This is a genomic window from Herbaspirillum sp., assembly GCF_017744395.1.
GTDB lineage: Bacteria > Pseudomonadota > Gammaproteobacteria > Burkholderiales > Burkholderiaceae_D > Herbaspirillum.
This window is the reverse complement of record NZ_JAGIBI010000003.1, coordinates 473,332-498,792: the sequence shown is the minus strand read 5'-3', so window position 1 is coordinate 498,792 and position 25,461 is coordinate 473,332. Positions and strand designations below refer to the sequence as shown.

Sequence of the window (25,461 nt, the reverse complement as noted above, 5' to 3'; positions counted from 1 at the left end):
CTTGACCCAAGTTCGTAACGCGGCAATTCGCCCAAACGGGCCGCTCCCTCCGGGTTCTGCTCAGAAAGGGCGCTGGCCGCGTTGCGCTCCTTGCGTGTGGCACCGCCACACGACGCGTCGCGCGCCTTGCCAGCGCCCTTTCTGAGCAGAACGCATCTCACGCCTATTGATGAAATGAGTTCTGGTCCGCTATGTTGTCGCGGCACGATTCCACTATATGTCAGCGAATCTCGAATTTCATCGATTCTGAAACTTGGTTACAGTTCTTACGAGTCACGTCCCGGATGTGACTTTCTGCAACCGGATGGCCCTGGAGCCGCCTTGGAAGCTGTCCTTAGCGTTGCCCCAGCAGATTGGCCAGCGCCACGAACTGCTCCACCGGCACCGTTTCCGGACGGGCCTGCGGATTGACGCCGGCCTGACGCAACTCGTCTTCGGTGAACAAGCTCGCCACGCAATTGCGGATCACCTTGCGGCGCTGCGAGAAGGCCTTGGTGACCACCTGCTCCAGCAGTTTTTCTTCGCACGGCATCGGCTGCGCCAGCGGAATCATGCGGACGATGGCCGAATCCACCTTGGGCGGCGGATCGAACGCGGTGGGCGGCACCACGAACAGCAGCTCCATGTGGTAGCGCCATTGCAACATCACCGACAGGCGTCCGTAATCCTTGCCGCCCGGCTCGGCCACCATGCGCTCCACCACTTCCTTTTGCAGCATGAAATGCTGGTCGCGCACCTGCGGCGCGATGCCGGCCAGATGGAACAGCAGGGGACTGGAGATGTTGTACGGCAGGTTGCCGACTACCCGCAGCTTCTGCCCTGGCGGCACCGGAATGCTGCCGAAATCGAACTTCAGCGCATCGGCCGAATGTACCGTCAGGCGCGCCGGGTCGAAACGCTTGTTGAGCCGCTCGACCAGGTCGCGGTCGAGTTCGACCACGTGCAGGTGCCTGAGCGAGTCGAGCAGCAGCGACGTCATCGCCGCCAGGCCGGGGCCGATCTCGACCATGGCGTCATCCGGCTGCGGATCGATGGAGCGGATGATGTCGTACAGGACGGCATCGTCAGTCAGGAAGTTCTGGCCGAAACGCTTGCGGGGAATGTGCTTCATGTCTTGCCTTGTTGGTTGCGCGCCATGCCGGCGGCGGCGCGGATCGCCACTGCCATGCTGCCGTGGTCGGCGTGGCCCAGCCCTCGCGCGGCCAGGTCCAGTGCGGTGCCGTGGTCGACCGAAGTGCGGATCAGCGGCAGGCCCAGCGTGATATTGATGCCGTGGCCGAAGCTGGCGAACTTGAGCACCGGCAGGCCCTGGTCATGGTACATCGCCAGCACGCAGTCGGCGCCTTCCAGGTACTTGGGCTGGAACAGCGTATCGGCCGGATACGGCCCGCGCGCGTCAATGCCGCGCTGCTGCGCTGCCAGCAGCGCCGGCGCGATGACGTCGATTTCCTCGTGGCCGAGATAGCCGTTTTCTCCGGCATGCGGGTTCAGGCCGGTGACCAGGATGCGCGGCGCGGCGATGCCGAACTTGGCGCGCAGGTCGGCCTGGATGATATCCAGCGTACGTGCCAGGCTGTCGCCGGTGATGGCGGCCGGCACATCCTTCAAGGCCAGGTGGGTGGTGGCCAGCGCAACGCGCAGATGCGGCGCATCGCCGCCGGCCAGCATCATCACCACTTGCGGCGTATGCGTGGCTTCGGCCAGATATTCGGTATGACCGATGAAGGCCACGCCGGCGTCGTTGATGGTGCTCTTCTGCAGCGGTGCGGTGACGATGGCGGCAAAGCTGCCGTTCATGGCGCCTTCGACCGCCAGGTCCAGCGTCTGCAGCACTGCCAGGCCGTTGCGCGCATCGAGCTGGCCGGGGCGCACCGGCTCCGCCACCGGGCAGTCGATGACGGTCAGGCAGTCGGTCGGGAAATCCGGCAAGCCGCTGTTGCGCCACGCCTGTATCGACAGCGCCGCCACCCGCATCCCCGGATCGATGGCCTGCGCCGTTTGCGCCAGCAAGGCGGCATCGCCCAGCAGCACGCAACGCACTTCGGCGCGCAACTCCCAGGCCGCGCGCAGCGAGATTTCAGGTCCGATGCCTGCCGGTTCGCCGCAGGTCAGCGCAAGGATGGGTCGGTTCATAGCGTAAAGAGCGGTATCAGAAACGCAAGAGCCGGCACCAGGGCCGGCTTCTCGCGACAGCGGGAAAAAATGCGTCAGTCGTCGTTGCGGTACTCGACGTAGGCGCGGTCGCGGATCTGGCGCATCCAGTCTTCGTTGGCCTCTTCGATCTTGCGCTCGCGAATGGCTTGGCGGGCTGCCTGGCGGGTGCGTTCCTTGGAAGCGTCGTCGGTCTTGCGCTCGACCACCTGGATCAGGTGGTAGCCGAACGGCGATTCGATCGGCTGGCTGACCTCGCCCGGTTTCAGCTGGTCCATCGCGCGTTCGAATTCAGGCACGGTATCGCCCGGGTAGACCCACCCCAGGTCGCCGCCCTTGGCCGCCGACAAGTCGTTCGAATACAGCTTGGCCAGCTCTTCGAACGAGGCCGATCCGTGGTCCAGGCGCTCCTTCAGTTCGGTCAGCTTGCGCTTGGCTTCGGCGGCCGTGACCACCTGGGTGACCTTGATCAGGATATGGCGCACATGGGTCTGCTGGACTGCCGGCGCCGCAGCCTGCTGGTTGCCGGCGGCGCGACGGCCGACCAGCTTCAGGATGTGGAAGCCGTTGCCGCTCTTGAGGATGGCGCTGACCTGGCCGTCCTGCAGCTTGGCCACGCCGTCAAGGAACAGCTGCGGCAGGCGCTCGGCCGCGCGCCAGCCGAGGTCGCCGCCATTGAGGGCATCGGCGGCGTCGGAGTAGGCGGCGGCGGTCTTGGCGAAGTCGGCGCCGGTGCGCAACTGGCGCAGCACGTCCTCAGCCCGGTCGCGGCGCGCGGCCAGTTGTTCCGGCGTGGCGTTCTCGGGCACGCGGATCAGAATCTGGGCGATATCCAGTTCCTGGTGCTCGCCGCCGGCATTGGCTTCGGCGGCCAGGTAATTGTCGATTTCCGATTCGGTCACGGTGACCTTGTTGTCGACCTCACGCTCGCGCAGGCGCTGGCCCAGGATTTCGCGCCGGATTTCTTCACGGAAGGTGGCGTAGACCATGCCTTCCTTTTCCAGGCGGCTGCGGAATTCCGGCATCGACATCTTGTTCTGCTCGGCGATGCGCTGCATGGCGCGGTCCAGCATGGCGTCGTCGACCACGATACCGCTTTCCTTGGCCATCTGCGCCTGGGCGCGCTCGACGATCATGCGCTCGACCAACTGGCGCACCAACTGGTTGCGCGGGGGCAGTTGCACGTTCTGCGCGGCCATGCGCTGTTCGACGCTGGCCAGGCGCTCGGCGACTTCCTGGCGCGTGATGACCTCGTTGTTGACCACCACCAGGATGGAATCGACCGGCCTGGGTTCACGGGATGCGCGGGCGGCCTCCGGCGCCGGGGCTGCCACGGGAGGCGCCGCCAGCGGCACGGCGGCGGCCGGTTTGGCGGCGGCCGCCGCTGGCTTGGCCGCCGGCTTGGCAGGCGCCTGCGGCGCCGTGTCCGCCGGCACGGCCGGGGTGATGGTCGTGGCAAACTGCGCATGCGCATTGCCGATCACGCCAAGCATGCACAGCAGCGCGGTCACTGTTTTGGTTTTTGCGAGGAGTGGTGTATGCATATTACGCATGGATTGTGGGTCAGGAAAGGGTTAGAAGTTGTTGTCTACCGCGCTATCGGGCAAATTCACTTTCTGATAGCCCGGAACGCTGCTCTTGATCGCATCCAGTGGATTGGAGCCAATCTGCGAGAAACCGTTAAGTTCCAGCTGGAAGAAGAAACCGGTCGACGCCTTGCTGGACGAGGTCGGGATGCGCTGCGCCACGATGCGGAACACCCAGCAATCCGCCTTGTACTCCATGCCTAGCAGGCCTTCGGCCACGGTCCTGTCGGGGATCGAGTAGTTCATGCGGCCCACAGCATACCAGCGTTGCGACACCGGCCATTGGCCGGACACGTCGACTTGCTTGAGCGGAGTCATCAGGCCGGTGTAGGGGTTCAGGTAAGTGCGGTCCAACCGGTATTGCAGGTTCAGCACGCGCTTGGGCGCCGGCTGCCAGCGCACGCCGAAAGTCGAGCGCACCATCTGGCGCAGGGTCTCGCTGTACTGCACCGTGTTGTCGGTCGAGAATTCCTTCGAGATCTGGCCTCCCAGCGCTAGCAGCAGATCGGATTTGCTGCCCAGCGTAGTCGTGGTGGTGGTGTTGAGGCCAACCTTGGGGTCGGCAAAATAATAGCGCTGTCCCACCGCCATGCGCAGGCGCTCCAGGCCGTTTTCCTCGATCAGGCGAGAAGTCACGGCCGCGGTCAGTTGGTTCGCATCGCTGATGCGGTCATGCCCGACGAAGCGGTTTTCGCTGAAGATTTGCGCGAAGTTGAAGTCAGCCAGCCCGGAATCGAAATTGGGCAATTGCGACTGGTCGCGATACGGCGTGCGCACATAGAACAGGCGCGGCTCCAGGGTCTGCGTCATGGAGCGGCCCAGCAGCGTGGATTCGCGCTCGAAAATCATGCCGGAATCGAGCGACACCGTCGGCACTGTGCGGTTGAAACTGGTCGGCTGTCCCGGGGAAAGGTTGTTCAGGCGATAACTGGTGGCGTCCAGGATGACCTTAGGCGTGATGAAGTAGCCCGGGCGCACGAACGGATACGACACGGTCTGGGTAACGAAGGCGCGGTCACCACCGACCAAGTCGCCACTGGAAAAGCGGGTGAAATCGGCCGTCGTCGAAAAATCGAAGCCCCCGACGTCATAGCGGTTGCCGTTGAAGACGATCTGCGGCACGCGGTCGTAAGGCTTGGTGATGGGATTATTGACATCCTGCAGCAACTGGTACTTGGAGACATGGCCGTACAGGCTCCAGTAAGTGCTGCCATAGGTCAGGCTCACGTCGCGCGTGAGCAGGCGCTGAGTGCTGGCCGTGATCGAATGGGCGAAATCCGACGGATAGTCGTTATCGGACGCCTTATTCAGGTTCCAGGCCAGTTGCAAACCTGGCGCCAGCGTCTGGTTATGCAGCGAAGACAGCGAGTAGCGGCCGGTGCCGGTCACACGATCCTGGATGCCCTCCACATAGGTGGTGCCGGAGTAGGTATCGCCCAGGTAGCGCGTTTCCGCGCCCAGTTGCAGACCGCGGCGGACGATGTACTTCGGAACCAGCGTCAGGTCGTAGTTGGGTGCCAGGTTGAAATAGTAAGGCACCGCGATTTCCGCGCCGCCGGTACTGGTCATGCCGATGGTCGGCGGCAGCACGCCGGACTTGCGCTCGCCCGACAGCGGAAAAGTCATCCACGGCGAACCGAGGATAGGCACGTCCTTGAAATACAGCAAACCGCCATGCGCGGTACCGACATCGCGCCCGCTGTCCAGGTCCATGGTATTGACGCGCAGGTACCAGTCGGGATCGGTCGCTTCGCAGGTACTGTAGGTGCCCTGCGTCACCTGCGCCTGGTCGTTGGACAGGAAATCGATGCGCTCGGCCTTGCCGCGCCCGCCATTCTTGCCAAACAGATAGGTCGGATTGGTCACGAAGCCAGCGCCGGACTCCATGTTCATCTGCGCATGGTCGCCGGTGTACTGGTCTTGCAGTCGCCGCATCCAGACGTGGCCGGTCGCCTCGACTTCATCCTGGATGATGCGGTATTCCGCTTTATCGGCCTTGATCGTGGTGCTGCCCTTGACCACTTCGACGTCACGGTCCAGGTTCACCTGGCGGTCGGGGCGGCCGGTCATCTGTTCGGCGCTTACATTGACGGGGGCATCCTTGTCGTCGGCCGGCGCCGCGGCCGGCTTGGGCATCGCCATCTGCGCATGCACCGTGAGCGGCAGCAGGCCGGAGGCCGATGCCACCACCGCCGACGAGAACAGGCGCGCCAACCGCCAATTGACGGCGCGTTCAGAAAGAGACTTGGAAAACCGGATCATGAAAAGAGTGGCAAGACACCGTGCAGGCGGATTTTTTGAGGTTAATCCCTTATTATATGGGAACTCATACACATCAAACGAATTCCTCAGATTGTTCATGTCCTCCCCAAGTTCTTCCCCCGATTTGCGCTTATCCGAATTGCAAGACTGGCTGGCCACGCTGGCGGCCACGCCAGTATTGCCGGCCACCCTGCGCCCGGCCTCCGCCGACGCCAGTTTTCGCCGGTATTTCCGCGTGGATACGCCTGACGGCGGCACCGCCATCGTCATGGACGCGCCGCCGCCGCAAGAAGACGTGCGTCCGTTCATCCACGTGGCCGGCGTCTTCGGCGCCACCGGCGTGACGGTGCCGCAAATCCTGGCGCAAGACGTGCAGCGCGGCTTCCTGCTGCTGTCCGACCTGGGCTCGGTCACCTACCTGCAGCAACTCTCGGCCGACAGCGCGCACAAACTATACATGGATGCGATCGATGCCTTGGTACTTTTACAAGCGCAAAGCAAGCCCGACGCCCTGCCCGAGTACGACCGCGCACTGCTGCTGCGCGAGCTGGAACTGTTCCGCGAGTGGTATATCGGCAAGCACCTGGGCGTGACGCTGACTGACGAACAGAACGCGGTTCTGACCAAGACCTTCGACGCCATCCTGGCCAACAACCTGGCGCAGCCGCAGGTCTACGTGCACCGCGACTACCATTCGCGCAACCTGATGGTGCTGCCCGCCGGCAATCCCGGCATCCTCGACTTCCAGGACGCGGTCTACGGCCCCATCACCTACGATCTGGTTTCGCTGCTGCGCGATGCCTACATCCAGTGGGACGAGGAACTGGTGCTGGACTGGACCATCCGCTACTGGGAAAAGGCGCGCCGCGCCGGCCTGCCGGTGGCGCCGGACATCGACGGTTTCTACCGCGACTTCGAGTGGATGGGCCTGCAGCGCCACCTGAAGGTGCTGGGCATCTTCGCCCGCCTGTACCACCGAGACGGCAAGGACGGCTACCTGAAGGACATGCCGCTGGTCATGGACTACACGCTCAAGACCGCGCGCCGCTACGTCGCCTTCACGCCGCTGGTGCGCCTGATCGAAAAGCTCGAACAGGAACACGCGCCCAAGTTCGGCTATACCTTCTGAAGGCGCGCATACATGAAAGCCATGATCTTCGCAGCCGGCCGCGGCGAGCGCATGCGCCCGCTGACCGACGCCACACCCAAGCCGCTACTGAAAGTACGCGGCCGACCGCTGATCGTGTGGCAGATCCTGTCGCTGGTGCGCGCCGGCATCACCGAGATCGTCATCAACCATGCCCACCTGGGCCGGCAGCTTGAGGAAGCGCTGGGCGACGGCGGCAAGTTCGGCGCGCAATTGCATTACTCGCCCGAAGGCACCGCGCTGGAAACCGCCGGCGGCATCGCCAAGGCCCGCCACCTGCTGGGTGAACAACCGTTCGTGGCCGTCTCAGGCGACATTTATTGCCCGCACTTCGACTACGAGCAAGTCAAGACCGTGCTGGAAGACGAAGACCCGTGGGGCAACCCGCTGCCGCTGGACAAGCGCGACGTGGCCTGGATCTGGCTGGTCAAGAATCCGCCCTTCCATCCCGAGGGCGATTTCGCGCTCAACAATTTCTCGATCGCCAATGAAGGCGAGAACAAGCTGACCTTCGCCAACATCGGCGTCTACCGCCCGCAGATGTTCGACGCCATCGCCCCCGGCGAGCACGCCAAGCTCGGCCCGCTGCTGCGCGAATACGCCGCGCGCGGCCAGGTCGGCGGCGACGTCTATCGCGGCGAATGGCATAACGTTGGTACCATCGACCAACTGGAAGCATTGAACCAGCCGCCCGGAGGAACTCGTCCATGAGCTTCAACGCCACGCCCTTCATCGAACGCCGCGCCCGCCTGCTCGCCAGCATGCGAAAGGCCGGCGGCGGGGTCGCCATCATCCCGACCGCGCCGGAAGTCATGCGCAACCGCGATGCCGACTATCCCTATCGCCACGACAGCTATTTCTACTACCTGACAGGCTTCACCGAACCCGAGGCGGTGGTGGTGCTGGTGGCCGGCAAGGAAAGCCGCAGCATCCTGTTCTGCCGCGACAAGAACCTGGAACGCGAAATCTGGGACGGCTACCGCTTCGGCCCGCAAGCGGCGCAGCAGCAATTCGGTTTCGACGCCGCCCATGCCATCGACGAACTCGACAAGAGCATGCCGGCATTGCTGGCCGACGCGCCCGCCATTTATTACGCGCTGGGCCACGACGATAAGCGCGATGCCCAGCTGCAGCGCTGGCTGCAGGGCGTGCGCGCCCTCGCCCGCAGCGGCGTGGCCGCGCCCGGCGCGGTAGTCGACGTCAGCGTGCTGCTGGACGACATGCGCCTGTTCAAGGACTCCTTTGAGATCGACCTGATGAAGCGCGCCGGCGTGATCTCCGCAGAAGCCCATTGCCGCGCCATGCGCATCGCCCGCCCCGGCTTGCTCGAATACCAGCTGGAAGCCGAGCTGCTGCACGAATTCCGCCGCAACGGCTCCCAATACCCGGCCTACGGCTCCATCGTCGCCACCGGCGCCAATTCCTGCGTGCTGCACTATCGCGCCGGCGACGCCGAACTGAAGGATGGCGACCTGGTGCTGATCGACGCCGGCTGCGAACTGGACAGCTACGCCTCCGACATCACCCGCACCTTCCCGGCCAACGGCAAGTTCTCCGGCCCGCAAAAGGAGCTGTACGAAATCGTGCTGGCCGCCCAGAACGCCGCCGTCGCCGAAATCGTTCCCGGCAAGCGCTTCATGGACGGCCACGACGCCGCCGTGCGCGTGCTGGCGCAAGGCATGCTCGATACCGGCCTGCTCGACAAGAACCGTGTCGGCTCGCTGCAGGACGTGATCGAGAAAGGCGACTACCGCCAGTTCTACATGCACCGCACCGGCCACTGGCTGGGCATGGACGTGCACGACGTCGGCGACTACCGCGATCCGCCGGCCGCCGATGGCAGCAAGCCATGGCGCACGCTGCAGCCGGGCATGGTGCTCACTGTCGAACCGGGCATCTACGTGCGCCCGGGCGAAGGCGTGCCGGAAAAATACTGGAACATCGGCATCCGCATCGAGGACGACGCCCACGTTACCGCCACCGGCTGCGAACTGCTGACCACCGGCGTGCCGAGCAAGGTCGACGACATCGAAGCGCTGATGCGCCAGGGCTGACCCGACATCGTTTCCGTACCATGAACATCGCCGACTTCGACCTGATCATCTGCGGCGGCGGCCCGGTCGGCCTGTGCGCCGCCGGCCTGCTGGCGCGCCGCGGCCTCGATCCCGCGCGCATCGCGCTGGTCGATCTGAAGACGCCGCAACAGGCTGCCGCCGACCCGCGCACCATCGCCCTCTCCTACGGCAGCCGCCAGATCCTGGAAGAACTGGGCGCCTGGGACGGCGTAGGCAAGGCGGCCACCGCCATCGAACAGATCCACGTCTCGCGCCGCGGCCATTTCGGCCGCACCCTGCTCGACCGCGCGGATTACGACTTGCCCGCATTGGGCTATGTGGCCCGCTACGGCAGCGTGAACCAGGCGCTGGCAACTGCCACCGACCATTTGGGCCTGAACCTGTTGCGCCCGGCAGAAGTCGTGGCGCTGGCCGAGGAAGACGACCACGTCGCCGTCTCGCTGCAGGATGGCAGGATATTGCGCGCGGCGCTGGCCATCCAGGCCGAGGGCGGCGTGTTCGGTGAGCAGCAGCAGAAAAGCATGCAGCGGGACTACCGGCAACTGGCGCTGATCGCCCATGTGCACGCCGACCAGGCCGTCGCCCACCGCGCCTTCGAACGCTTCACCGACGAAGGGCCGCTGGCCCTGCTGCCGCAGGACGACGGCTACGCGTTGGTCTGGTGCGTGCGTCCGGATACCGGCGAACGCCTGCTGGCGCTCGATGACGCTGCCTTCCTGGCCGCATTGAACCAGGCCTTCGGCCAGCGCGTGGGCCGCTTCACCCGCACCAGCCCGCGCCACTCCTATGCGCTGGGCCTGAATGCCAAACCCGGCCGGACGCAGCGCGTGGTCGCCATCGGCAATGCCGCCCAGACGCTGCATCCGGTCGCAGGCCAGGGCCTGAACCTCGGCCTGCGTGACGCCAGGGTGCTGGCCGATGTGCTGGCGCGCGAACGGACACCGGAGGCATTGCAGCAATTCCACCGCCGCCGCGGCCAGGACCGCGACCTGACCATCCGTCTGACCGACCTCATGGCGCGCATCTTCGCCAGCGCGCCGCAAGGCACGCCGGCGCAGGCGCTGCTCGGCCTGTCGCTGGGCGCGATCGACCTGCTGCCGCCGGCGCGCGACCTGCTGGCCGGGCAGATGATGTTCGGCCGGCGCTGACCCCAAGCCCTTGACGGCATGAGACAATGCCGCATCAACACAGCCAACACCGCTTGCCGCCATGAAACAAGACCCGCGCTTCAAGAACCTCTACATCCTCGATCACCCGCTGATCCAGCACAAGCTCACGCACATGCGCGACAAGCGCACCTCCACGCGCACCTTCCGCGACCTGCTGCGCGAGATCACGCTGCTGATGGGCTATGAAATCACGCGCGACCTGCCGCTGACCACCGAAACCATCGAGACCCCGCTGGTGACCTACGACGCCCCCGTGATCGCCGGCAAGAAGCTGGCCATCGTGCCGGTGCTGCGCGCCGGCGTAGGCATGAGCGACGGCCTGCTGGAACTGATCCCGTCGGCGCGCGTGGGCCACATCGGCGTCTACCGCGACGAGAACCACCAACCGGTGGAATACCTGGTGCGCCTGCCCGACCTGCAGGACCGCACCATGATCTTGTGCGACCCGATGGTGGCCACCGGCAACTCGGCGGTGCACGCGGTCGACGCGCTGAAAAAGCGCGGTGTCCCCAGCGAACACATCGTGTTCGTGGCACTGGTGGCCGCGCCTGAAGGCGTGAAGGTATTCACCGACGCACATCCGGACGTCAAGCTGTATGTCGCGTCGCTGGATTCACACCTGGATAGCCACGCCTATATCGTGCCAGGACTGGGCGATGCCGGCGACCGCATCTTCGGTACAAAATGAAATAAGCGGCTAGTAGTAGCCGCCATAAAAAACGCCGCCGCGAAGTGATTCGCGGCGGCGTTTTTCATGGCAAGGAAAAACTCAGTCCACTGCCTTAACCATATCTTCGATGACCTTCTTGGCGTCGCCGAAGACCATCATGGTCTTGTCCATGTAGAACAGTTCGTTGTCCAGGCCGGCGTAGCCGGCGGCCATCGAGCGCTTGTTCACGATCACCGTCTTGGCCTTGTAGGCTTCCAGGATCGGCATGCCGGCGATCGGCGACTTCGGATCCTTGGCGGCCGGGTTGACCACGTCGTTGGCGCCCAGCACCAGCACCACGTCGGCCTGCGCGAACTCGCTGTTGATGTCTTCCATCTCGAACACCTGGTCGTAAGGTACTTCGGCCTCGGCCAGCAGCACGTTCATGTGGCCCGGCATGCGGCCGGCCACCGGGTGGATCGCATACTTCACGGTCACGCCCTTGTGGGTCAGCTTCTCGGTCAGCTCCTTCAGCGCATGCTGCGCGCGCGCCACCGCCAGGCCGTAGCCGGGAACGATGATCACGGTCTCGGCATTGCCCATCAGGAAGGCCGCATCGTCGGACGAACCGGACTTGACCGGACGCTGCTGCTGCGCGCCGCCGCCGGCGGCCGCCGCTTCGCCGCCAAAGCCGCCCAGGATCACGTTGAAGAACGAGCGGTTCATCGCCTTGCACATGATGTAGGACAGGATCGCGCCCGAGGATCCCACCAGCGAACCGGCGATGATCAGCATCGCGTTGTTCAGCGAGAAGCCGATGCCGGCCGCGGCCCAGCCCGAGTAGCTGTTCAACATCGACACCACCACCGGCATGTCGGCGCCGCCGATGGGGATGATGATCAGCACGCCCAGCGCGAAGGCGATCGCCGCCATGATGATGAAGGGCAGCCAGTTCTGGGTCAGCACGAAGATGATGCCGAAGCCGATCATGGCGATCGCCAGCAGCAGGTTCAGGAAGTGCTGGCCGGAGAAGTTCACCGGCGCGCCCTGGAACAGGCGGAACTTGTACTTGCCCGAGAGCTTGCCGAAGGCGATCACCGAACCGGAGAAGGTGATGGCGCCGACGAAGGTGCCGATGAACAGTTCGACGCGGTTGCCCACCGGGATCAGCGCGCCATGCGCCGAGATGCCCAGCGCCCACGGTTCGGCCACGGCCGCGACCGCGATACACACCGCCGCCAGACCAATCAGCGAGTGCATTGCCGCGACCAGTTCAGGCATCTTGGTCATTTCAACGCTGCGTGCGAGGTAGGCGCCGATGCCGCCGCCGACGATCACGCCGGCCGCCACCAGCAGATAGCCGATGTCGCCCGAAGCGTTCGCGCCTTCGCCCTTCAACTTGACGATCAAGGCCAGTGTGGTCAACACCGCAATCGCCATGCCGGCCATGCCGAAGGTATTGCCGCGGCGCGCGGTGGCCGGGTGCGACAAGCCCTTCAACGCCTGGATGAAGCAGATCGAGGCGATCAGGTACAACAGGGTAACCAGATTCATGCTCATGCTTATGCTCCCGCCTTGTCTGCCGCTGCCTTGGGCTCTTTCTTCTTGAACATTTCCAGCATGCGCCGGGTCACCATGAAGCCGCCGAACACGTTGACCGCCGCCAGCGCCACGGCCAGCGTGCCGGCGATGCGGCCCACGGTGCCTTCGGTCAGGCCGGCAGCCAGCATGGCGCCGATGATGATGATCGCCGAGATGGCGTTGGTGACCGCCATCAGCGGCGTGTGCAGCGCCGGGGTGACGGTCCAGACCACGTGGTAGCCGACGTAGATCGCCAGCACGAAGATGATCAGGTTGATGATGGTATGGCTGACTTCCATTTCTTGTTCCTCTCGTTATTGCGCGATGCGGGCATCGCGGGTCAGATCGCTGGGGTCAGATTGCCTTCAGGCTGGTGATGCGGTTCTTGTCGTCGACGAAGACGACCTTGGGCTTGTACTGCGCCACCTGCTCGTCGGTCATCGGCGCATAGGTGCAGATGATCAGCAGATCGCCCAGGTGCGCGAGGCGGGCCGCCGCGCCGTTGAGGGAAATCTCGCCGCTGCCACGCTTGCCGCGGATAGCGTAGGTGGAGAAGCGTTCGCCGTTGTTGACGTTGTACAGCTCGATTTTTTCGAACTCGCGGATGTCGGCCGCCTCCAGCAGGTCTTCGTCGATGCCGCAGGAGCCTTCATAGTTGAGGTCGCATTGGGTGACGGTTGCGCGATGGATCTTGGCGCGCAGCATGATGCGTTGCATGTACTTCTTTCCTTGTAAGGCGTGCGCCGGCCGCGCCGGCGCGTAGTAATAGGGATAGGAGCCGCCGCGCGAGCGCGGCAGGCCCTTTTTTATTTGCGCAGGACTTCGCCGCCGCTGCACAGCAGCGTGGCGGCGACGATGTCGTCTTCGCGGTTGATGACCAGCTTGCCTTCGCCATCGATGATCAGCTTCAGGAAATCCAGCACGTTGCGCGCATACAGGGCCGAGGCATCGGCCGCCACCAGGGCCGCCAGGTTGCCTTCGCCGATGATGTGCACGCCGTGTTTGATGACCGTCTTGCCCGGTTCCGACAGCGGGCAGTTGCCGCCCTGGTCGACCGCCATGTCCAGGATCACCGAACCCGGCTTCATCGCCTTCACCGTCTCCTCGCTGATCAGCACCGGCGCCTTGCGACCCGGAATCAGCGCGGTGGTGATGATGATGTCGGCCTGCTTGGCGCGCTCGTGGACCAGTTCGGCCTGGCGCTTCATCCAGTCGGGCGGCATCGGGCGCGCATAGCCGCCCACGCCCTTGGCGATTTCCCTTTCCTCGTCGGTCAGGAACGGCACGTCGAGGAACTTGGCGCCCAGCGACTCGATCTGTTCCTTGACCGCCGGACGCACATCGGATGCCTCGATCACCGCGCCCAGCCGCTTGGCGGTGGCGATCGCCTGCAGCCCGGCTACACCGGCTCCCATGATCAGCATGCGCGCCGCCTTGACGGTGCCTGCGGCCGTCATCAGCATGGGCATGAAACGCTGGTACGTGTTGGCTGCCATGATCACCGCTTTGTAACCGGCGATATTGGCTTGCGAGGACAGGACGTCCATCGATTGCGCACGGGTGGTGCGCGGTGCGGCTTCCAGCGCGAAGGCGGTCAGCCCTGCGCCGGCCATGGCCGCGATGTTGTCGGCATCGAAGGGATTCAACATGCCGACGACAACAGTTCCAGCTTTGATCTGCGCGCGCTCCGACTGGCTCGGGGCGCGCACCTTGAGAATGACTTCCGCGGTATAGACGGCGTCGGCGCTGCCGATACTGGCGCCGACGGCGACATAGGCTTCATCGGGAATGCTGGATTTGACGCCTGCGCCCGATTCGACCATGACTTCGTGCTTGGCGGCCACCAGTTTCTTGACGGTTTCCGGAGTTGCCGCGACACGCGTTTCCCCATCCCGACTTTCGGCGGGAATACCTATCCTCATTCAAAGCTCCTGTTTGGTTGATTCTTACCCCAATCTTACACGACAAAATTTGAAACCCAACAACTTTACCAGGGCATGGGGATAAGAAAGGAATCCGCCTGCAGAAGCAGGAAATCCGCCTGCGGCGGGGCTTTGCGCTGAAGAGTCCGGCGCGACGCGGTAAAATGGCGGATTCACGAGGTAATCAATGTCTGAAGTCTGGAAACCTTCGGTCACCGTCGCCGCCATCATCGAGCAACAGGGCCGCTTCCTGCTGGTGGAAGAAGAAAGCGGCGGCGCCATTCGCATCAACCAGCCGGCCGGCCACCTGGAGCCGGGCGAATCGCTGCTGGACGCGGTGGTGCGCGAAGCGCTGGAAGAGTCGGCGCGGGCCTTCACGCCGACGGCGCTGGTAGGCACCTACCTGTCGCGCAACGTATCGTCGTCGCGCGGCGGCATGAGCGTGACCTATCTGCGCTTCGCCTTCGCCGGCACGGTTGGCGAACAATTGGAGCGCGCCCTCGACGAAGGCATCCTGCGCACCGTCTGGATGACCCGCGACGAACTGGCGGCATGCGCCGATCGCCACCGCAGCCCGCTGGTGCTGCGCTGCGTGGACGACTATCTGCGCGGCCAGCGGGCGCCGCTGGAACTGGTGCATACCGATCCAAGCGCGATCGGCAGCCTGGCAGACTATTGACATCGATTCCCGCCATTTGCGAGCAACATCATCATGAGTAAGAAAAGAGTAGTCATCGGCATGTCGGGCGGCGTGGATTCGTCGGTCTCGGCGTGGCTGCTGAAGGAACAGGGTTATGAAGTCATCGGCCTGTTCATGAAGAACTGGGAAGACGACGACGATTCCGAATACTGCTCGACGCGCGAAGACTGGATCGACGCCGTCAGCGTGGCCGACGTGGTCGGCGTGGACATCGAAGCGGTCAACTTCGCCTCCGAGTACAAGGACCGCGTGTTCGCCGAATTCCTGCGCGAATACCAGGCCGGCCGCACGCCCAACCCGGACGTGCTGTGCAACGCCGAGATCAAGTTCAAGGCCTTCCTCGACCACGCCATGAAGCTGGGCGCCGACTACATCGCCACCGGCCACTACGCGCGCGTGCGCGAAAATGCGGCCGGCAAGTTCGAGCTGCTCAAGGCGGTCGACGCCAGCAAGGACCAGAGCTACTTCCTGCACCGCCTGAACCAGGAGCAGCTCGCGCGCGCGATCTTCCCGCTGGGCGAAATCCACAAGACCGAGGTGCGCAGGATCGCCGAACAGTTGCAATTGCCCAACGCCAAAAAGAAGGACTCGACCGGCATCTGCTTCATTGGAGAACGCCCGTTCCGCGAATTCCTGAACCGCTACCTGTCGTACAAACCCGGCCCGATCAAGACCGCGGACGGCAAGACCGTGGGCGAGCACGTCGGCCTCTCCTTCTACACGCTGGGCCAGCGCAAGGGCATCGGCATCGGCGGCCTGAAGGCGCACCAGAACGCCGATGGCCACGGCGACGCCTGGTACGTGGCGCGCAAGGATGTGGAAAACAACACCTTGTATATCGTGCAAGGCCACGACCATCCCTGGCTGCTGTCGCCCACCCTGTCGGCCGGCCAGGTCAGCTGGGTGGCGGGCAACGCCCCCGACAAGGCGGCGCTGTCGGCCAAGACGCGCTACCGGCAGGCCGATGTGCCCTGCGGCTTTACCGCCGGCGCCGGGCAATTCGCGCTCAGCTTCGACACGCCGCAATGGGCGGTCACCCCGGGCCAGTCGGCAGTGTTGTACGACGGCGATATCTGCCTGGGCGGCGGCATCATCGAAAGCGGCGGCGCCGGCCCCGGATAAATGCCAATCAATTAATAAAATCACGCCCCGCAAGCGTTTCCGCTGCGGGGCGTTTTCTTTTCGGCAAGACAATCCGCGCACAATGCCGGGAGGAAATCCTTTACTGATAAAAATAATCAATCGCATTGATAAAAGGACTTGCATTCTGGCCGCAAATGACAAATAATCTAAATAAGAATTGTTCGCATTTAATAGGAGGTGTTATGAGCCAACTGCACGAACAAGGCACGGACCGCCGCAACAAGCCGGGTACGGCTGCCAACGGTACGCCGATTACCCGCATCAAGAGCACGGACCTGTTCCGCCAGATGCGCGAACTGGAAATCGACCATGGCGGCCGCATTTATAAATTGCGTTTGACCCAGTTGAACAAACTGATCCTGACGGCGTAATGCCGTCGCAACCGAAGTACAAGTTGGACAAACAAGCCAGCCGACGTTGAGGCCATTCTGACGTCCAGCCAGCAAAGCTAGCCTAGCGAGGAGAGTTTGATGGTTACCGACAAAATGAATTCCGCTTTCGTGGAACCCAACGGCGCGCCGGCCCAGCCTGAACTTCTGGTTTCGGCCGTCTTGCATTTGATGTCCCACTACACCGCCAACAACCATCAGGAAACTCAAAGCTGCGTCAAACTGGCGTCAGTCATCGAGCGCCACCTGAAAGCCCTGGCGGATCTGCCCAACCTGGCGCCGGTGCTGCGCGCGACTTGCCAGCAGCTCTCGGAACAATGGGCTAATGTAGTGGAACGAACGATGCCGCAGCCGGAAAAATTCAATTTCTTCACGCGTATCGTCGCAGGAGCGCGATCCGCATAAGGCCTGATCAAGCAGGCGGCAAGGCGTAAAATGATCGTATGTGTTTGCAATAATGTCTCTGAAGGCAAGATTCATCAGGCGGTCGATGCAGGACTGACGTCGATGGCCGAGTTGCGCACGCAGCTCGGCGTCGGCACCTGCTGCGGCAAATGCCATTCCTGCGCCAAGCACGTCCTGCGCGAGTGCCTGAGCAACGCCGCCCAAATGCACCAACAAGCGCGCCCCATCATGTTCCATGCATCGATGGCTGCCGCGTAAGTCACTCATGAATGCAATTTCTCCACCGGTTATTATGAGCAGCAGTACCCCCAGCGCATGGATGCGCCAGGCAAGAAAAATCGGCCCGCTCGGGCTGATCGTCCTTCTGCACATCGCCTTTTTCTGGGCCTTGCAAAGCGGCCTGGTGCACCAAGTGACCAGTGCCGTCCCGAAAGAAGTGATCGCCACTTTCATCGTTCCGCAAAAAGCCCCTGAACCGGCGCCGCCCAAAGCCGAGCCGGCACCGCCCAAAGTCGTCCAGACCGTCAAGAAGAACATCGCCCCGCCGCCGATCCCGGTGACGCAAGCGCCGGCGCCCACCGCCATCACGGCGCCGCCGCAACCGCCGCAGCCGGCAGAACCTGCGCCGCCGGTCGCCGCCGCGCCCGCGCCGGCGCCGGCCGCGCCTCCCGGCCCGGTGCTGCCCAAGCAGATCACTTCCGGCATCGAATATATCGAGCCGCCGCGCGTGAACTACCCCGCCACTTCCAAGCGCATGGGCGAAGAAGGCGTGGTGCAGTTCAAGGTGACAGTCAACACCAGCGGCCGCGCCGAAAAGGTGGAAATCATCAAGTCCTCCGGCTATCCGCGCCTGGACGATGAAGCGCGCCGCGCCGTCATGCGCGCCGTGTACAAGCCGTATATCGAAGATGGCCGCGCCATCGTCGTCGCCACCACCGGCAGCATCGCCTTCAAGCTGAACTCATAAATCCATAAACTCATCAACAGTATCAAAGGAAGTCATCATGGAAGTTAGTCCGTACGGATTGGAAAGCCTTTGGGCGCAAGGGGATTTCGTCACCAAGGGCGTCGCGGTCCTGCTGCTGGCCATGTCGGTCGCATCCTGGTATGTGATCGTCACCAAGGCCATCCAACTGCTGCGCCTGTCCAAGGCATCGGATGCCGCCGGCCACCAGTTCTGGGATACCACCAGCCTGCCGGAAGGCGTGGCCACGCTGGGCACCGACAACCCGTTCGCCGATGTCGCCAAAGCCGGCGTCACCGCGATGAGCCACCACACCGCCCACAAGGGCCACCTGCACGACCAGTTGTCGGTCAGCGACTGGGTCACCCTGTCGCTGCGCCAGGCCATCGACGAAGCCTCCGGCAAGCTGCAGACCGGCATGGCCGTGCTGGCCTCGGTCGGCTCGACCGCGCCGTTCGTCGGCCTGTTCGGCACCGTCTGGGGCATCTACCATGCGCTGGTGTCCATCGGCACCACCGGCCAGGCCAGCATCGACAAGGTCGCGGGGCCCGTGGGCGAAGCGCTGATCATGACCGCGCTGGGCCTGGCCGTGGCGATTCCCGCCACCTTCGGCTACAACGCCCTGGTGCGCGGCAACAAGACCATCATCGCCAAACTCAACAAGTTCGGCTTCGATCTGCACGCGCTGTTCGTGACCGGTGCGCGCACCGCCTCGGAAGAGTCTGAAAAGAACGGCGGCAAGGCCAAGCTGTCCGCTGTCGGAGGCGCGTAATGGCGATGGGCTCCCTGTCCGATTCGGACGACGATTTCAATCCGGAGATCAACACCACGCCGCTGGTCGACGTGATGCTGGTGCTGCTGATCATCTTCATCATCACCATCCCGGTGATGAACCATGCGGTCAAGATCGATCTGCCCAAGGCCAGCAGCCAGCCTGACCAGGTCAAGCCGGAAAGCATCAACCTCTCCATCGATGCCGCCGGCCAGGTGTTCTGGAACGAAGAGAAGATCGACAGCAACCAGCTCGGCATGCGCATCGCCGCCGCCGCGCAGAAGCAACCGCAACCCGAGCTGCACCTGCGCGCCGAACGCACCACGCAGTATGAGAAAGTGGCCCAGGTCATGTCGGCCGCGCAATCCGGCGGCTTGACCAAGATCGGTTTCGTGACGGATCCGGTAAAGAAGTAAGCTGTACATGCGATGGCCGCGGTCCGGCCATCCTGCTGCGAACGAAGACGAAGGCCTCCCTCGCCATGCGATGGAGGCCTTTGTTTTCCGTACCGGGTAGTCGCCGGCTTCGCTATGCAAAGCAGCGCGGAACTATGACAAGAATGATTCGCGCTAATTAATGGTGAAGAAACAAAAAGCCTGCGATATGATGCGTCCGTTCTTGCCGCCGCACGCCTGCTGTCCGTTTGTCAATGTTCCGTGCGCGGTTTCTCCCTCCCCCCCAACGAATTCAGAGGTTTCTATGAAAGGCGATCCCGCAGTCATCAAGTTGCTCAACGCGCAACTGACGAACGAGCTCACCGCAATCAACCAATATTTCCTGCATGCCCGCATGTACAAGCATTGGGGCCTGGAGAAGATCGGCGCAAAGGAATACGCCGAATCGATCGGCGAGATGAAGCACGCCGACAAGCTGATCGACCGCATCCTGATGCTGGACGGCCTGCCCAACCTGCAGGCGCTGCACAAGCTGATGATCGGTGAAAACACCAAGGAAATGATCGAGTGCGACCTGAAGCTGGAGAAGGCCGCGCAGAAGACCGTCAAGGAAGGCATCGCCGCCTGCGAACAGCATAACGACTATGTGTCGCGCGAACTGTTCCAGATGATCCTGGACGATACCGAAGAGCACATCGACTGGCTGGAAACCCAACTGGACCTGATCGAGAAGGTCGGCATCCAGAATTACCTGCAAAGCCAGATGTCCCCGGCCGGCGAATAAGCCTTGCCGCAACGCCCGGCGAAAAAAAAACGCGCTTCCTGGAAGCGCGTTTTTTTATGTACGCCGGCTACGGCAGGCACTGACCGCATCAAACGTGCGGCACCGTTTCCTTGAACGATTGCCGTTCGGACAGCTTGTCGAACAGGCGAACCAGTTCCGGATAATCCTCGCGCCACGCCAGTTCGGGAAAACGGAAAGTCAGCCAACCCAGGGCACAGCCGACGGCGACATCCGCCAGGCTGTAGTGGTTGCCGACGCAAAACGGCTTTTCGCCGAGGCCTTCGGCCATCGCTTTCAGGGATGCCTCCACCTTGCCCCACTGGCGTTTGATCCATTCCGGGCTCTGCTGCTTGGCGGGGCGCTGGGTCTTCTCCAGGCGCACCAGCACCGCGGCGTCCAGCATGCCGTCGGCCAGCGCTTCCCAGCACTTGATCTCGGCGCGCTCGCGGCCATTGGGCGGCAACAGCTTGCCGACCGGAGTCAAGGTATCGAGGTATTCGACGATCACGCGCGAATCGAACATGGCGCCGCCGTCATCCATCAACAGGCAAGGTACCTTGCCCAGCGGATTGCTTTGCTGAATGGTGGTCGATGCGCTCCAGACGTCTTCGAGGATGAATTCGTAATCGATTTTTTTCTCGGCCATCACAACGCGCACCTTGCGCACGAATGGACTGCCGTAAGAACCAATGAGTTTCAGCATAGTTTTTAGCGTAATTATCCGCAGCGATTATAGCATCCGGCCCCCGGCGTAAATTCAGGCGCAAGGCTCGCCTGCCGGAAAGCAACAGCGCGGCAAAACTGGGGCCGGATGGCCGGCGGATGGTAAAATCCCGCCTTCGGGCGATTCCGGGGTTGATGTCACTTAACGTCAAATTTCCGCCAATCTTCAGTCAACGCACCTCATCCGTTTTCCATCATGTCTCTCTCCGCTCTCTCGGCCCTGTCCCCGCTGGACGGCCGCTATGCTTCCAAAACCGACAAACTGCGCCCCATCCTGTCCGAGGCCGGCTTCATGCACCATCGCGTGAAGGTCGAGATTGCCTGGCTGCAAGCTTTGTCGGAAGCCGGCTTTGCCGAAATCAAACCGTTCCCGGCCGCCGCCAACAACCTGCTCAACAAGCTGGCCGCCGACTTCACCGAAGCCGATGCGGCCCGCATCAAGGAAATCGAAGCCGTCACCAACCACGACGTCAAGGCCGTGGAATATTGGCTCAAGGAAAAAGTGAAGGATGTGCCGGAACTGGTGGCCGCGTCGGAATTCATCCATTTCGCCTGCACCTCGGAAGACATCAACAACACCTCGCACGGCATGATGCTCAAGGCCGCGCGCGACGGCGTGATGCTGCCGGCGCTGCAGAACGTGATCGCCAAGCTGACCGAACTGGCGCATGAGCATGCCGCCGTGCCGATGCTCTCGCGCACCCACGGCCAGCCGGCCAGCCCGACCACGCTGGGCAAGGAAATCGCCAACGTGGTGGCGCGCCTGCAGCGCGCCGCCAAGCGCATCGCCGCGGTCGAGATCCTGGGCAAGATGAACGGCGCCGTAGGCAACTACAACGCCCACCTGTCCGCCTACCCGAATACCGACTGGGCCGCCTTCTCGAAGAACGTGATCGAGCAGCGCCTGGGCCTGGTCTTCAATCCCTACACCATCCAGATCGAGCCACACGACTACATGGCCGAACTGTTCGACGCCTTCGCCCGCGCCAACACCATCCTGCTGGACCTGAACCGCGACATCTGGGGCTATATCTCGCTGGGCTACTTCAAGCAACGCACCAAGGCCGGCGAAATCGGTTCCTCGACCATGCCGCACAAGGTCAACCCGATCGACTTCGAAAACTCGGAAGGCAACCTCGGCATGGCCAACGCCGTGCTCAAGCACCTCTCCGAGAAGCTGCCGGTCTCGCGCTGGCAGCGCGATCTGACCGACTCCACCGTGCTGCGCAATATCGGCGTGGGATTCGGCTATGCGCTGCTGGCCTACGACAGCTGCCTGCGCGGCCTGAACAAGCTGGAAGTCAACCCGGCGCGCCTGGCCGAAGACTTGGATGCCACCTGGGAAGTGCTGGCCGAACCGGTGCAGACCGTGATGCGCCGCTACGGCATCGAAAACCCGTACGAGCAACTGAAGGAACTGACCCGCGGCAAGGGCATTTCCAAGGAAGCGCTGCGCGACTTCATCAATGGCCTGGCGATCCCGCAGGAAGCCCGCGACCACCTGCTGGCCATGACGCCGGCCAATTACATCGGCAACGCGGTGGCATTGGCCAAGCAGATCTGAGCCTACTTCCGGATTGCCCGTCATCGGACGGGCAATCCAGCTCCCTTCATGGCGTGCGTCCCGCACGCCATTTTTGTTTCCCCCATGCCGCCACGGCCTGCTCTCCCCGCTCAATTACTCGCAAAACTGGACGAGTGAAATTCGGTTTAGTCCAGTAGCAGACGGCTGCGAACCTCTTTATACTCACAATCGGCCCAAATAGTGGCATGATGCAACGCGCTTGGCGCATCCCGCCCTGCAAGCCGCCATCGTGCGATCCTTGCCTGGATATCCGGGATATTTCCCGCGACGAAACCATTTCCAGCCACATTGCTCCAATCGCAACAACAAAATTCACACGCCATGGACCGTTACACCAAACCCGCCGTGCTGCTGCACTGGCTGATCGCCCTGCTGATCATCTCCACCTTCGGCCTGGGGCTGACAATGGTCGACATTCCCGGCCTGACCCCGACCAAGCTCAAGTATTTTTCCTGGCACAAATGGCTCGGCGTCACGGTACTGGCGCTGGCCTGCCTGCGGCTGCTGTGGCGCCTGGCCAGCAAGCCCCCCGCCTACCCGGCGCACATGCCGCAATGGCAGCAGACCATGGCGCACTGGATGCATGCGGGCCTGTATGTACTGATGTTCGCAGTCCCGGTTTCCGGCTATTTCTACAGCCTGGCGGCCGGCGTGCCGGTGGTCTACCTGGGCATCGTGCCGCTGCCGGTGCTGATGGCGCCCAATCCTGAGCTCAAGCCTTTGCTCAAGGAAGTCCACTATGTGCTGAACATGGCCATGCTGGCCGCTTTCTGCCTGCATGTGCTGGCGGCGCTGAAGCACCAGTTCATCGACCGCGACAATCTGTTCCGGCGCATGCTGCCGTAAGCAGCCGGCCTCAGCCATTACCGCACCGGAATCCCATCGGCCCGCTATTCGTTTAGCTTGTTTTTATCGGAACCACCCATGACACTGCGAAGCTTCCTCTCCCCGTCCCTGGCCGCCATCGGCGCGATCGCCCTGGCTACTGCCGCCCAGGCTGCGCCGCTCAAGATCGATGCGGCAAAAAGCACGGTCGGCGCCACCTTCAAGCAACTGAATGTGCCGGTCGACGCCAAGTTCAAGAAATTCACCGCCGCCATCGATTTCGATCCGGCCAAACCCGCCGCCGGCAAAGCCAGCATCGACATCGACATCGCCAGCTTCGACCTGGGCGAGGCCGAATACAACAAGGAAGTGCAGAAGAAGGAATGGTTCAACGCGGCCCAATTCCCCAAGGCCACCTTCGTCGCCAGCTCGATCAAGCCCAGCGCCGGCGCCCCTGCCGGCACCAAGTTCGATGTCGCCGGCAAGCTGACCATCAAGGGCAAGAGCACCGATGTCAGCTTCCCGCTGGCGGTGAAGAAGGAAGGCAACGCCCAGGTCTTCGACGGCACGCTGCCGATCAAGCGCCTGACCTACAACATCGGCGAAGGCGAATGGAAAGACACCGGCATGGTGGCCGATGAAGTGAACATCAAGTTCCATATCGTTGCCACGCAGTAATCCGGCTTGCCTGCGGCGCATTGCCATATACCGTATGCCGCAGGCGAGGACGCATAACAAAACATCGCCATCCACGCATCAACCCACCTCACACCGCGCGCAAGCGCCAACCCTGTTAAGGAAGTACGCATGAAACTGAACCACGCCCTCCTCGCCCTGATCGCCGCCGGCACCGTCGGCTCCGCCTTTGCCGCCGACAGCTACACCATCGACCCGAACCACACCTATCCGAGCTTCGAAGCCGACCACATGGGCATCTCGGTCTGGCGCGGCAAATTCACCAAGACCAGCGGCACCGTCACCCTGGATCGCGCCGCCAAGACCGGCACCATGGAAATCACCATCGATACCTCGTCGATCGACTTCGGCCACGCCAAGATGAGCGACCACGCCAAGAGCGCCGAGATGTTCGATGTGGCCAAGTACCCGACCGCCGTCTACAAGGGCACCGCCATCAAGTTCGAAGGCGACAAGCCGGTTTCCGTCGAAGGCACGCTGACCCTGCACGGCGTGACCAAGCCGGTGGCCCTGACCATCAACAAGTTCAACTGCATCCAGCATCCGATGCTCAAGCGCGAAGTCTGCGGCGCCGATGCCTCGGCCAGCTTCAACCGCGCCGACTTCGGCGTCGACTACGGTGCAAAATATGGCTTCTCGATGGAAACCAAGCTGGCTATCCAGGTCGAAGCGATCAAGACCAACTGATCAGCTTCGCAAAGAACGAAAGCCGATGCCCTGCGCATCGGCTTTTTTATGCCGCCTGCTCGTAGGGAATTCTTGCAATAGATCATTGAGTCAAGCACCGGGATGCCGCACAATGGCTCGCATTCGCCGTTCTGCTGCTCTGCAGAACTTTTTAAAACGCGCTAATCTAGCGCTGTTCCAAAAGGACCAAGTAGCATGTCGATAGCAGACCTACGTAAAGACTACAGCCGCGCCAGTTTGTCCGAACTCGAAGTCGCCGCCGATCCGGTTGACCAATTTGCAATCTGGTTCGATGAAGCGACCAAAGCACAGATCCCCGAACCCAACGCGATGAGCGTTGCCACGGTCGGACCTGATGGAAGACCATCTTCGCGCATCGTATTGATCAAGCAATTTGATCAGCATGGCTTTACCTGGTTTACCAACTACGACAGCCGCAAGGGAAAGGAAGCCGCCGCCAACCCGTACGTCGCCTTGCTGTTCCACTGGGTCGAACTTGAGCGCCAGGTTCGCATCGAAGGCAAGCTGGAACGCGTCAGCAAAGAAGAAAGCGACGCGTATTTCGCCAGCCGCCCATTGGCCAGCCAGTTGGGAGCGATCGCTTCCCGGCAAAGCCAGGTAGTTGCGGATCGCGACACGCTGGAACGGCAATACGAAACGACGAAACGGCAACACGGCGACCACCCGGTCCGCCCTGACCATTGGGGCGGCTACCGGGTCATCCCTGATCGCATCGAATTCTGGCAAGGCCGGCCATCGCGCATGCACGATCGCGTGCTCTATACCCGCACCAGCGGCGGGGAATGGCAACGGCAACGCCTACAGCCCTGATCCCGCGAGCGTGAACGGGG

At 62.8% G+C, this 25,461-nt stretch carries 28 protein-coding genes; 19 read left to right on the top strand and 9 right to left on the bottom strand.

What is annotated here, in order from left to right; genetic code table 11:
* Window positions 1-334: 334 nt before the first annotated feature.
* From rsmA to J7548_RS11095, 4 genes are all read right to left on the bottom strand, one after another.
* Window positions 335-1,111: a 16S rRNA (adenine(1518)-N(6)/adenine(1519)-N(6))-dimethyltransferase RsmA gene (gene rsmA / locus J7548_RS11110; RefSeq protein WP_290974555.1), complete on the bottom strand. Its 777-nt coding sequence runs from the start codon at window positions 1,109-1,111 to the stop codon at window positions 335-337.
* Window positions 1,108-2,133, bottom strand: a complete 1,026-nt coding sequence (pdxA, locus tag J7548_RS11105) for a 4-hydroxythreonine-4-phosphate dehydrogenase PdxA (RefSeq protein WP_290974554.1) — start codon at window positions 2,131-2,133, stop codon at window positions 1,108-1,110. The genes rsmA and pdxA overlap by 4 nt, the downstream gene beginning before the upstream one ends.
* Before the next feature lie 74 nt (window positions 2,134-2,207).
* Window positions 2,208-3,704: a peptidylprolyl isomerase gene (locus J7548_RS11100; RefSeq protein ID WP_290974552.1), complete on the bottom strand. Its 1,497-nt coding sequence runs from the start codon at window positions 3,702-3,704 to the stop codon at window positions 2,208-2,210.
* Window positions 3,705-3,725: 21 nt separating this feature from the next.
* Complete coding sequence (locus J7548_RS11095; RefSeq protein ID WP_290974549.1) at window positions 3,726-5,999, bottom strand: LPS-assembly protein LptD; 2,274 nt, start codon at window positions 5,997-5,999, stop codon at window positions 3,726-3,728.
* Window positions 6,000-6,096: 97 nt separating this feature from the next.
* On the opposite strand from J7548_RS11095, the gene J7548_RS11090 reads away from it, so the two are divergent.
* The 5 genes from J7548_RS11090 (at window position 6,097) to upp (ending at window position 11,078) form a co-directional block, all read left to right on the top strand.
* A complete protein-coding gene (locus J7548_RS11090) occupies window positions 6,097-7,128 on the top strand; it encodes a phosphotransferase (RefSeq protein ID WP_290974548.1) in 1,032 nt (343 codons plus the stop codon).
* A 12-nt stretch (window positions 7,129-7,140) separates the two neighbouring features.
* Window positions 7,141-7,857 carry an N-acetylmuramate alpha-1-phosphate uridylyltransferase MurU gene (gene murU, locus J7548_RS11085; RefSeq protein ID WP_290974547.1) on the top strand — a complete coding sequence of 239 codons (717 nt, stop codon included), beginning with the start codon at window positions 7,141-7,143 and terminating at the stop codon, window positions 7,855-7,857.
* Complete coding sequence (pepP, locus tag J7548_RS11080; protein WP_290974545.1) at window positions 7,854-9,200, top strand: Xaa-Pro aminopeptidase; 1,347 nt, start codon at window positions 7,854-7,856, stop codon at window positions 9,198-9,200. Before murU ends, pepP begins: the two co-directional genes overlap by 4 nt.
* Before the next feature lie 20 nt (window positions 9,201-9,220).
* Window positions 9,221-10,369 (top strand): FAD-dependent monooxygenase, encoded by a 1,149-nt coding sequence (locus J7548_RS11075; protein ID WP_290974543.1) that lies wholly within the window; start codon window positions 9,221-9,223, stop codon window positions 10,367-10,369.
* 61 nt (window positions 10,370-10,430) lie between these two features.
* On the top strand, window positions 10,431-11,078 hold the full coding sequence (gene upp / locus J7548_RS11070) for a uracil phosphoribosyltransferase (RefSeq protein ID WP_290974541.1): 648 nt from the start codon (window positions 10,431-10,433) through the stop codon (window positions 11,076-11,078).
* Window positions 11,079-11,159: 81 nt separating this feature from the next.
* Here the strand turns inward: upp and J7548_RS11065 are convergent, their stop codons facing one another.
* From J7548_RS11065 to J7548_RS11050, 4 genes are all read right to left on the bottom strand, one after another.
* On the bottom strand, window positions 11,160-12,599 hold the full coding sequence (locus tag J7548_RS11065) for an NAD(P)(+) transhydrogenase (Re/Si-specific) subunit beta (protein ID WP_290974539.1): 1,440 nt from the start codon (window positions 12,597-12,599) through the stop codon (window positions 11,160-11,162).
* A 2-nt stretch (window positions 12,600-12,601) separates the two neighbouring features.
* Complete coding sequence (locus J7548_RS11060) at window positions 12,602-12,919, bottom strand: NAD(P) transhydrogenase subunit alpha (protein ID WP_290974537.1); 318 nt, start codon at window positions 12,917-12,919, stop codon at window positions 12,602-12,604.
* A 55-nt stretch (window positions 12,920-12,974) separates the two neighbouring features.
* The gene (gene panD / locus J7548_RS11055; protein ID WP_290974535.1) at window positions 12,975-13,337 is read right to left on the bottom strand and encodes an aspartate 1-decarboxylase; all 363 of its coding nucleotides are present in this window, start codon (window positions 13,335-13,337) and stop codon (window positions 12,975-12,977) included.
* 89 nt (window positions 13,338-13,426) lie between these two features.
* On the bottom strand, window positions 13,427-14,542 hold the full coding sequence (locus J7548_RS11050; RefSeq protein WP_290974534.1) for a Re/Si-specific NAD(P)(+) transhydrogenase subunit alpha: 1,116 nt from the start codon (window positions 14,540-14,542) through the stop codon (window positions 13,427-13,429).
* Window positions 14,543-14,729: 187 nt separating this feature from the next.
* Between J7548_RS11050 and J7548_RS11045 the strand changes: the two genes are divergently transcribed.
* The 9 genes from J7548_RS11045 to bfr all read left to right on the top strand — a co-directional run bounded on the left by J7548_RS11045 (window position 14,730) and on the right by bfr (window position 20,094).
* Window positions 14,730-15,221, top strand: a complete 492-nt coding sequence (locus J7548_RS11045) for an NUDIX hydrolase (protein ID WP_290974532.1) — start codon at window positions 14,730-14,732, stop codon at window positions 15,219-15,221.
* A 33-nt stretch (window positions 15,222-15,254) separates the two neighbouring features.
* Window positions 15,255-16,364, top strand: a complete 1,110-nt coding sequence (mnmA, locus tag J7548_RS11040; RefSeq protein WP_290974530.1) for a tRNA 2-thiouridine(34) synthase MnmA — start codon at window positions 15,255-15,257, stop codon at window positions 16,362-16,364.
* Between the two features lie 203 nt (window positions 16,365-16,567).
* Window positions 16,568-16,756, top strand: a complete 189-nt coding sequence (locus J7548_RS11035; RefSeq protein ID WP_290974528.1) for a hemin uptake protein HemP — start codon at window positions 16,568-16,570, stop codon at window positions 16,754-16,756.
* A 99-nt stretch (window positions 16,757-16,855) separates the two neighbouring features.
* Window positions 16,856-17,179: a hypothetical protein gene (locus tag J7548_RS11030; RefSeq protein WP_290974526.1), complete on the top strand. Its 324-nt coding sequence runs from the start codon at window positions 16,856-16,858 to the stop codon at window positions 17,177-17,179.
* 30 nt (window positions 17,180-17,209) lie between these two features.
* Window positions 17,210-17,437: a (2Fe-2S)-binding protein gene (locus tag J7548_RS11025; RefSeq protein WP_290974524.1), complete on the top strand. Its 228-nt coding sequence runs from the start codon at window positions 17,210-17,212 to the stop codon at window positions 17,435-17,437.
* Window positions 17,438-17,444: 7 nt separating this feature from the next.
* Window positions 17,445-18,146, top strand: coding sequence for an energy transducer TonB (locus J7548_RS11020; protein ID WP_290974522.1), 702 nt, complete (start codon window positions 17,445-17,447; stop codon window positions 18,144-18,146).
* A gap of 37 nt (window positions 18,147-18,183) precedes the next feature.
* Window positions 18,184-18,915, top strand: coding sequence for a MotA/TolQ/ExbB proton channel family protein (locus J7548_RS11015; protein ID WP_290974520.1), 732 nt, complete (start codon window positions 18,184-18,186; stop codon window positions 18,913-18,915).
* A complete protein-coding gene (locus J7548_RS11010) occupies window positions 18,915-19,331 on the top strand; it encodes a biopolymer transporter ExbD (RefSeq protein WP_290974518.1) in 417 nt (138 codons plus the stop codon). The genes J7548_RS11015 and J7548_RS11010 overlap by 1 nt, the downstream gene beginning before the upstream one ends.
* Window positions 19,332-19,614: 283 nt before the next feature.
* Complete coding sequence (gene bfr, locus J7548_RS11005) at window positions 19,615-20,094, top strand: bacterioferritin (protein WP_290974516.1); 480 nt, start codon at window positions 19,615-19,617, stop codon at window positions 20,092-20,094.
* An 88-nt stretch (window positions 20,095-20,182) separates the two neighbouring features.
* Here bfr and J7548_RS11000 read toward each other — a convergent pair whose 3' ends face one another.
* Window positions 20,183-20,797: a glutathione S-transferase N-terminal domain-containing protein gene (locus J7548_RS11000; RefSeq protein ID WP_290974513.1), complete on the bottom strand. Its 615-nt coding sequence runs from the start codon at window positions 20,795-20,797 to the stop codon at window positions 20,183-20,185.
* Between the two features lie 216 nt (window positions 20,798-21,013).
* Between J7548_RS11000 and purB the strand changes: the two genes are divergently transcribed.
* From purB to pdxH, 5 genes are all read left to right on the top strand, one after another.
* On the top strand, window positions 21,014-22,381 hold the full coding sequence (gene purB, locus J7548_RS10995; protein ID WP_290974510.1) for an adenylosuccinate lyase: 1,368 nt from the start codon (window positions 21,014-21,016) through the stop codon (window positions 22,379-22,381).
* A 342-nt stretch (window positions 22,382-22,723) separates the two neighbouring features.
* Window positions 22,724-23,248, top strand: a complete 525-nt coding sequence (locus tag J7548_RS10990) for a cytochrome b (protein WP_290974507.1) — start codon at window positions 22,724-22,726, stop codon at window positions 23,246-23,248.
* A gap of 78 nt (window positions 23,249-23,326) precedes the next feature.
* Complete coding sequence (locus J7548_RS10985; protein WP_290974504.1) at window positions 23,327-23,905, top strand: YceI family protein; 579 nt, start codon at window positions 23,327-23,329, stop codon at window positions 23,903-23,905.
* 129 nt (window positions 23,906-24,034) lie between these two features.
* Window positions 24,035-24,610 carry a YceI family protein gene (locus J7548_RS10980; protein ID WP_290974501.1) on the top strand — a complete coding sequence of 192 codons (576 nt, stop codon included), beginning with the start codon at window positions 24,035-24,037 and terminating at the stop codon, window positions 24,608-24,610.
* 195 nt (window positions 24,611-24,805) lie between these two features.
* Window positions 24,806-25,441, top strand: coding sequence for a pyridoxamine 5'-phosphate oxidase (pdxH, locus tag J7548_RS10975; protein WP_290974498.1), 636 nt, complete (start codon window positions 24,806-24,808; stop codon window positions 25,439-25,441).
* Window positions 25,442-25,461: the final 20 nt, after the last annotated feature.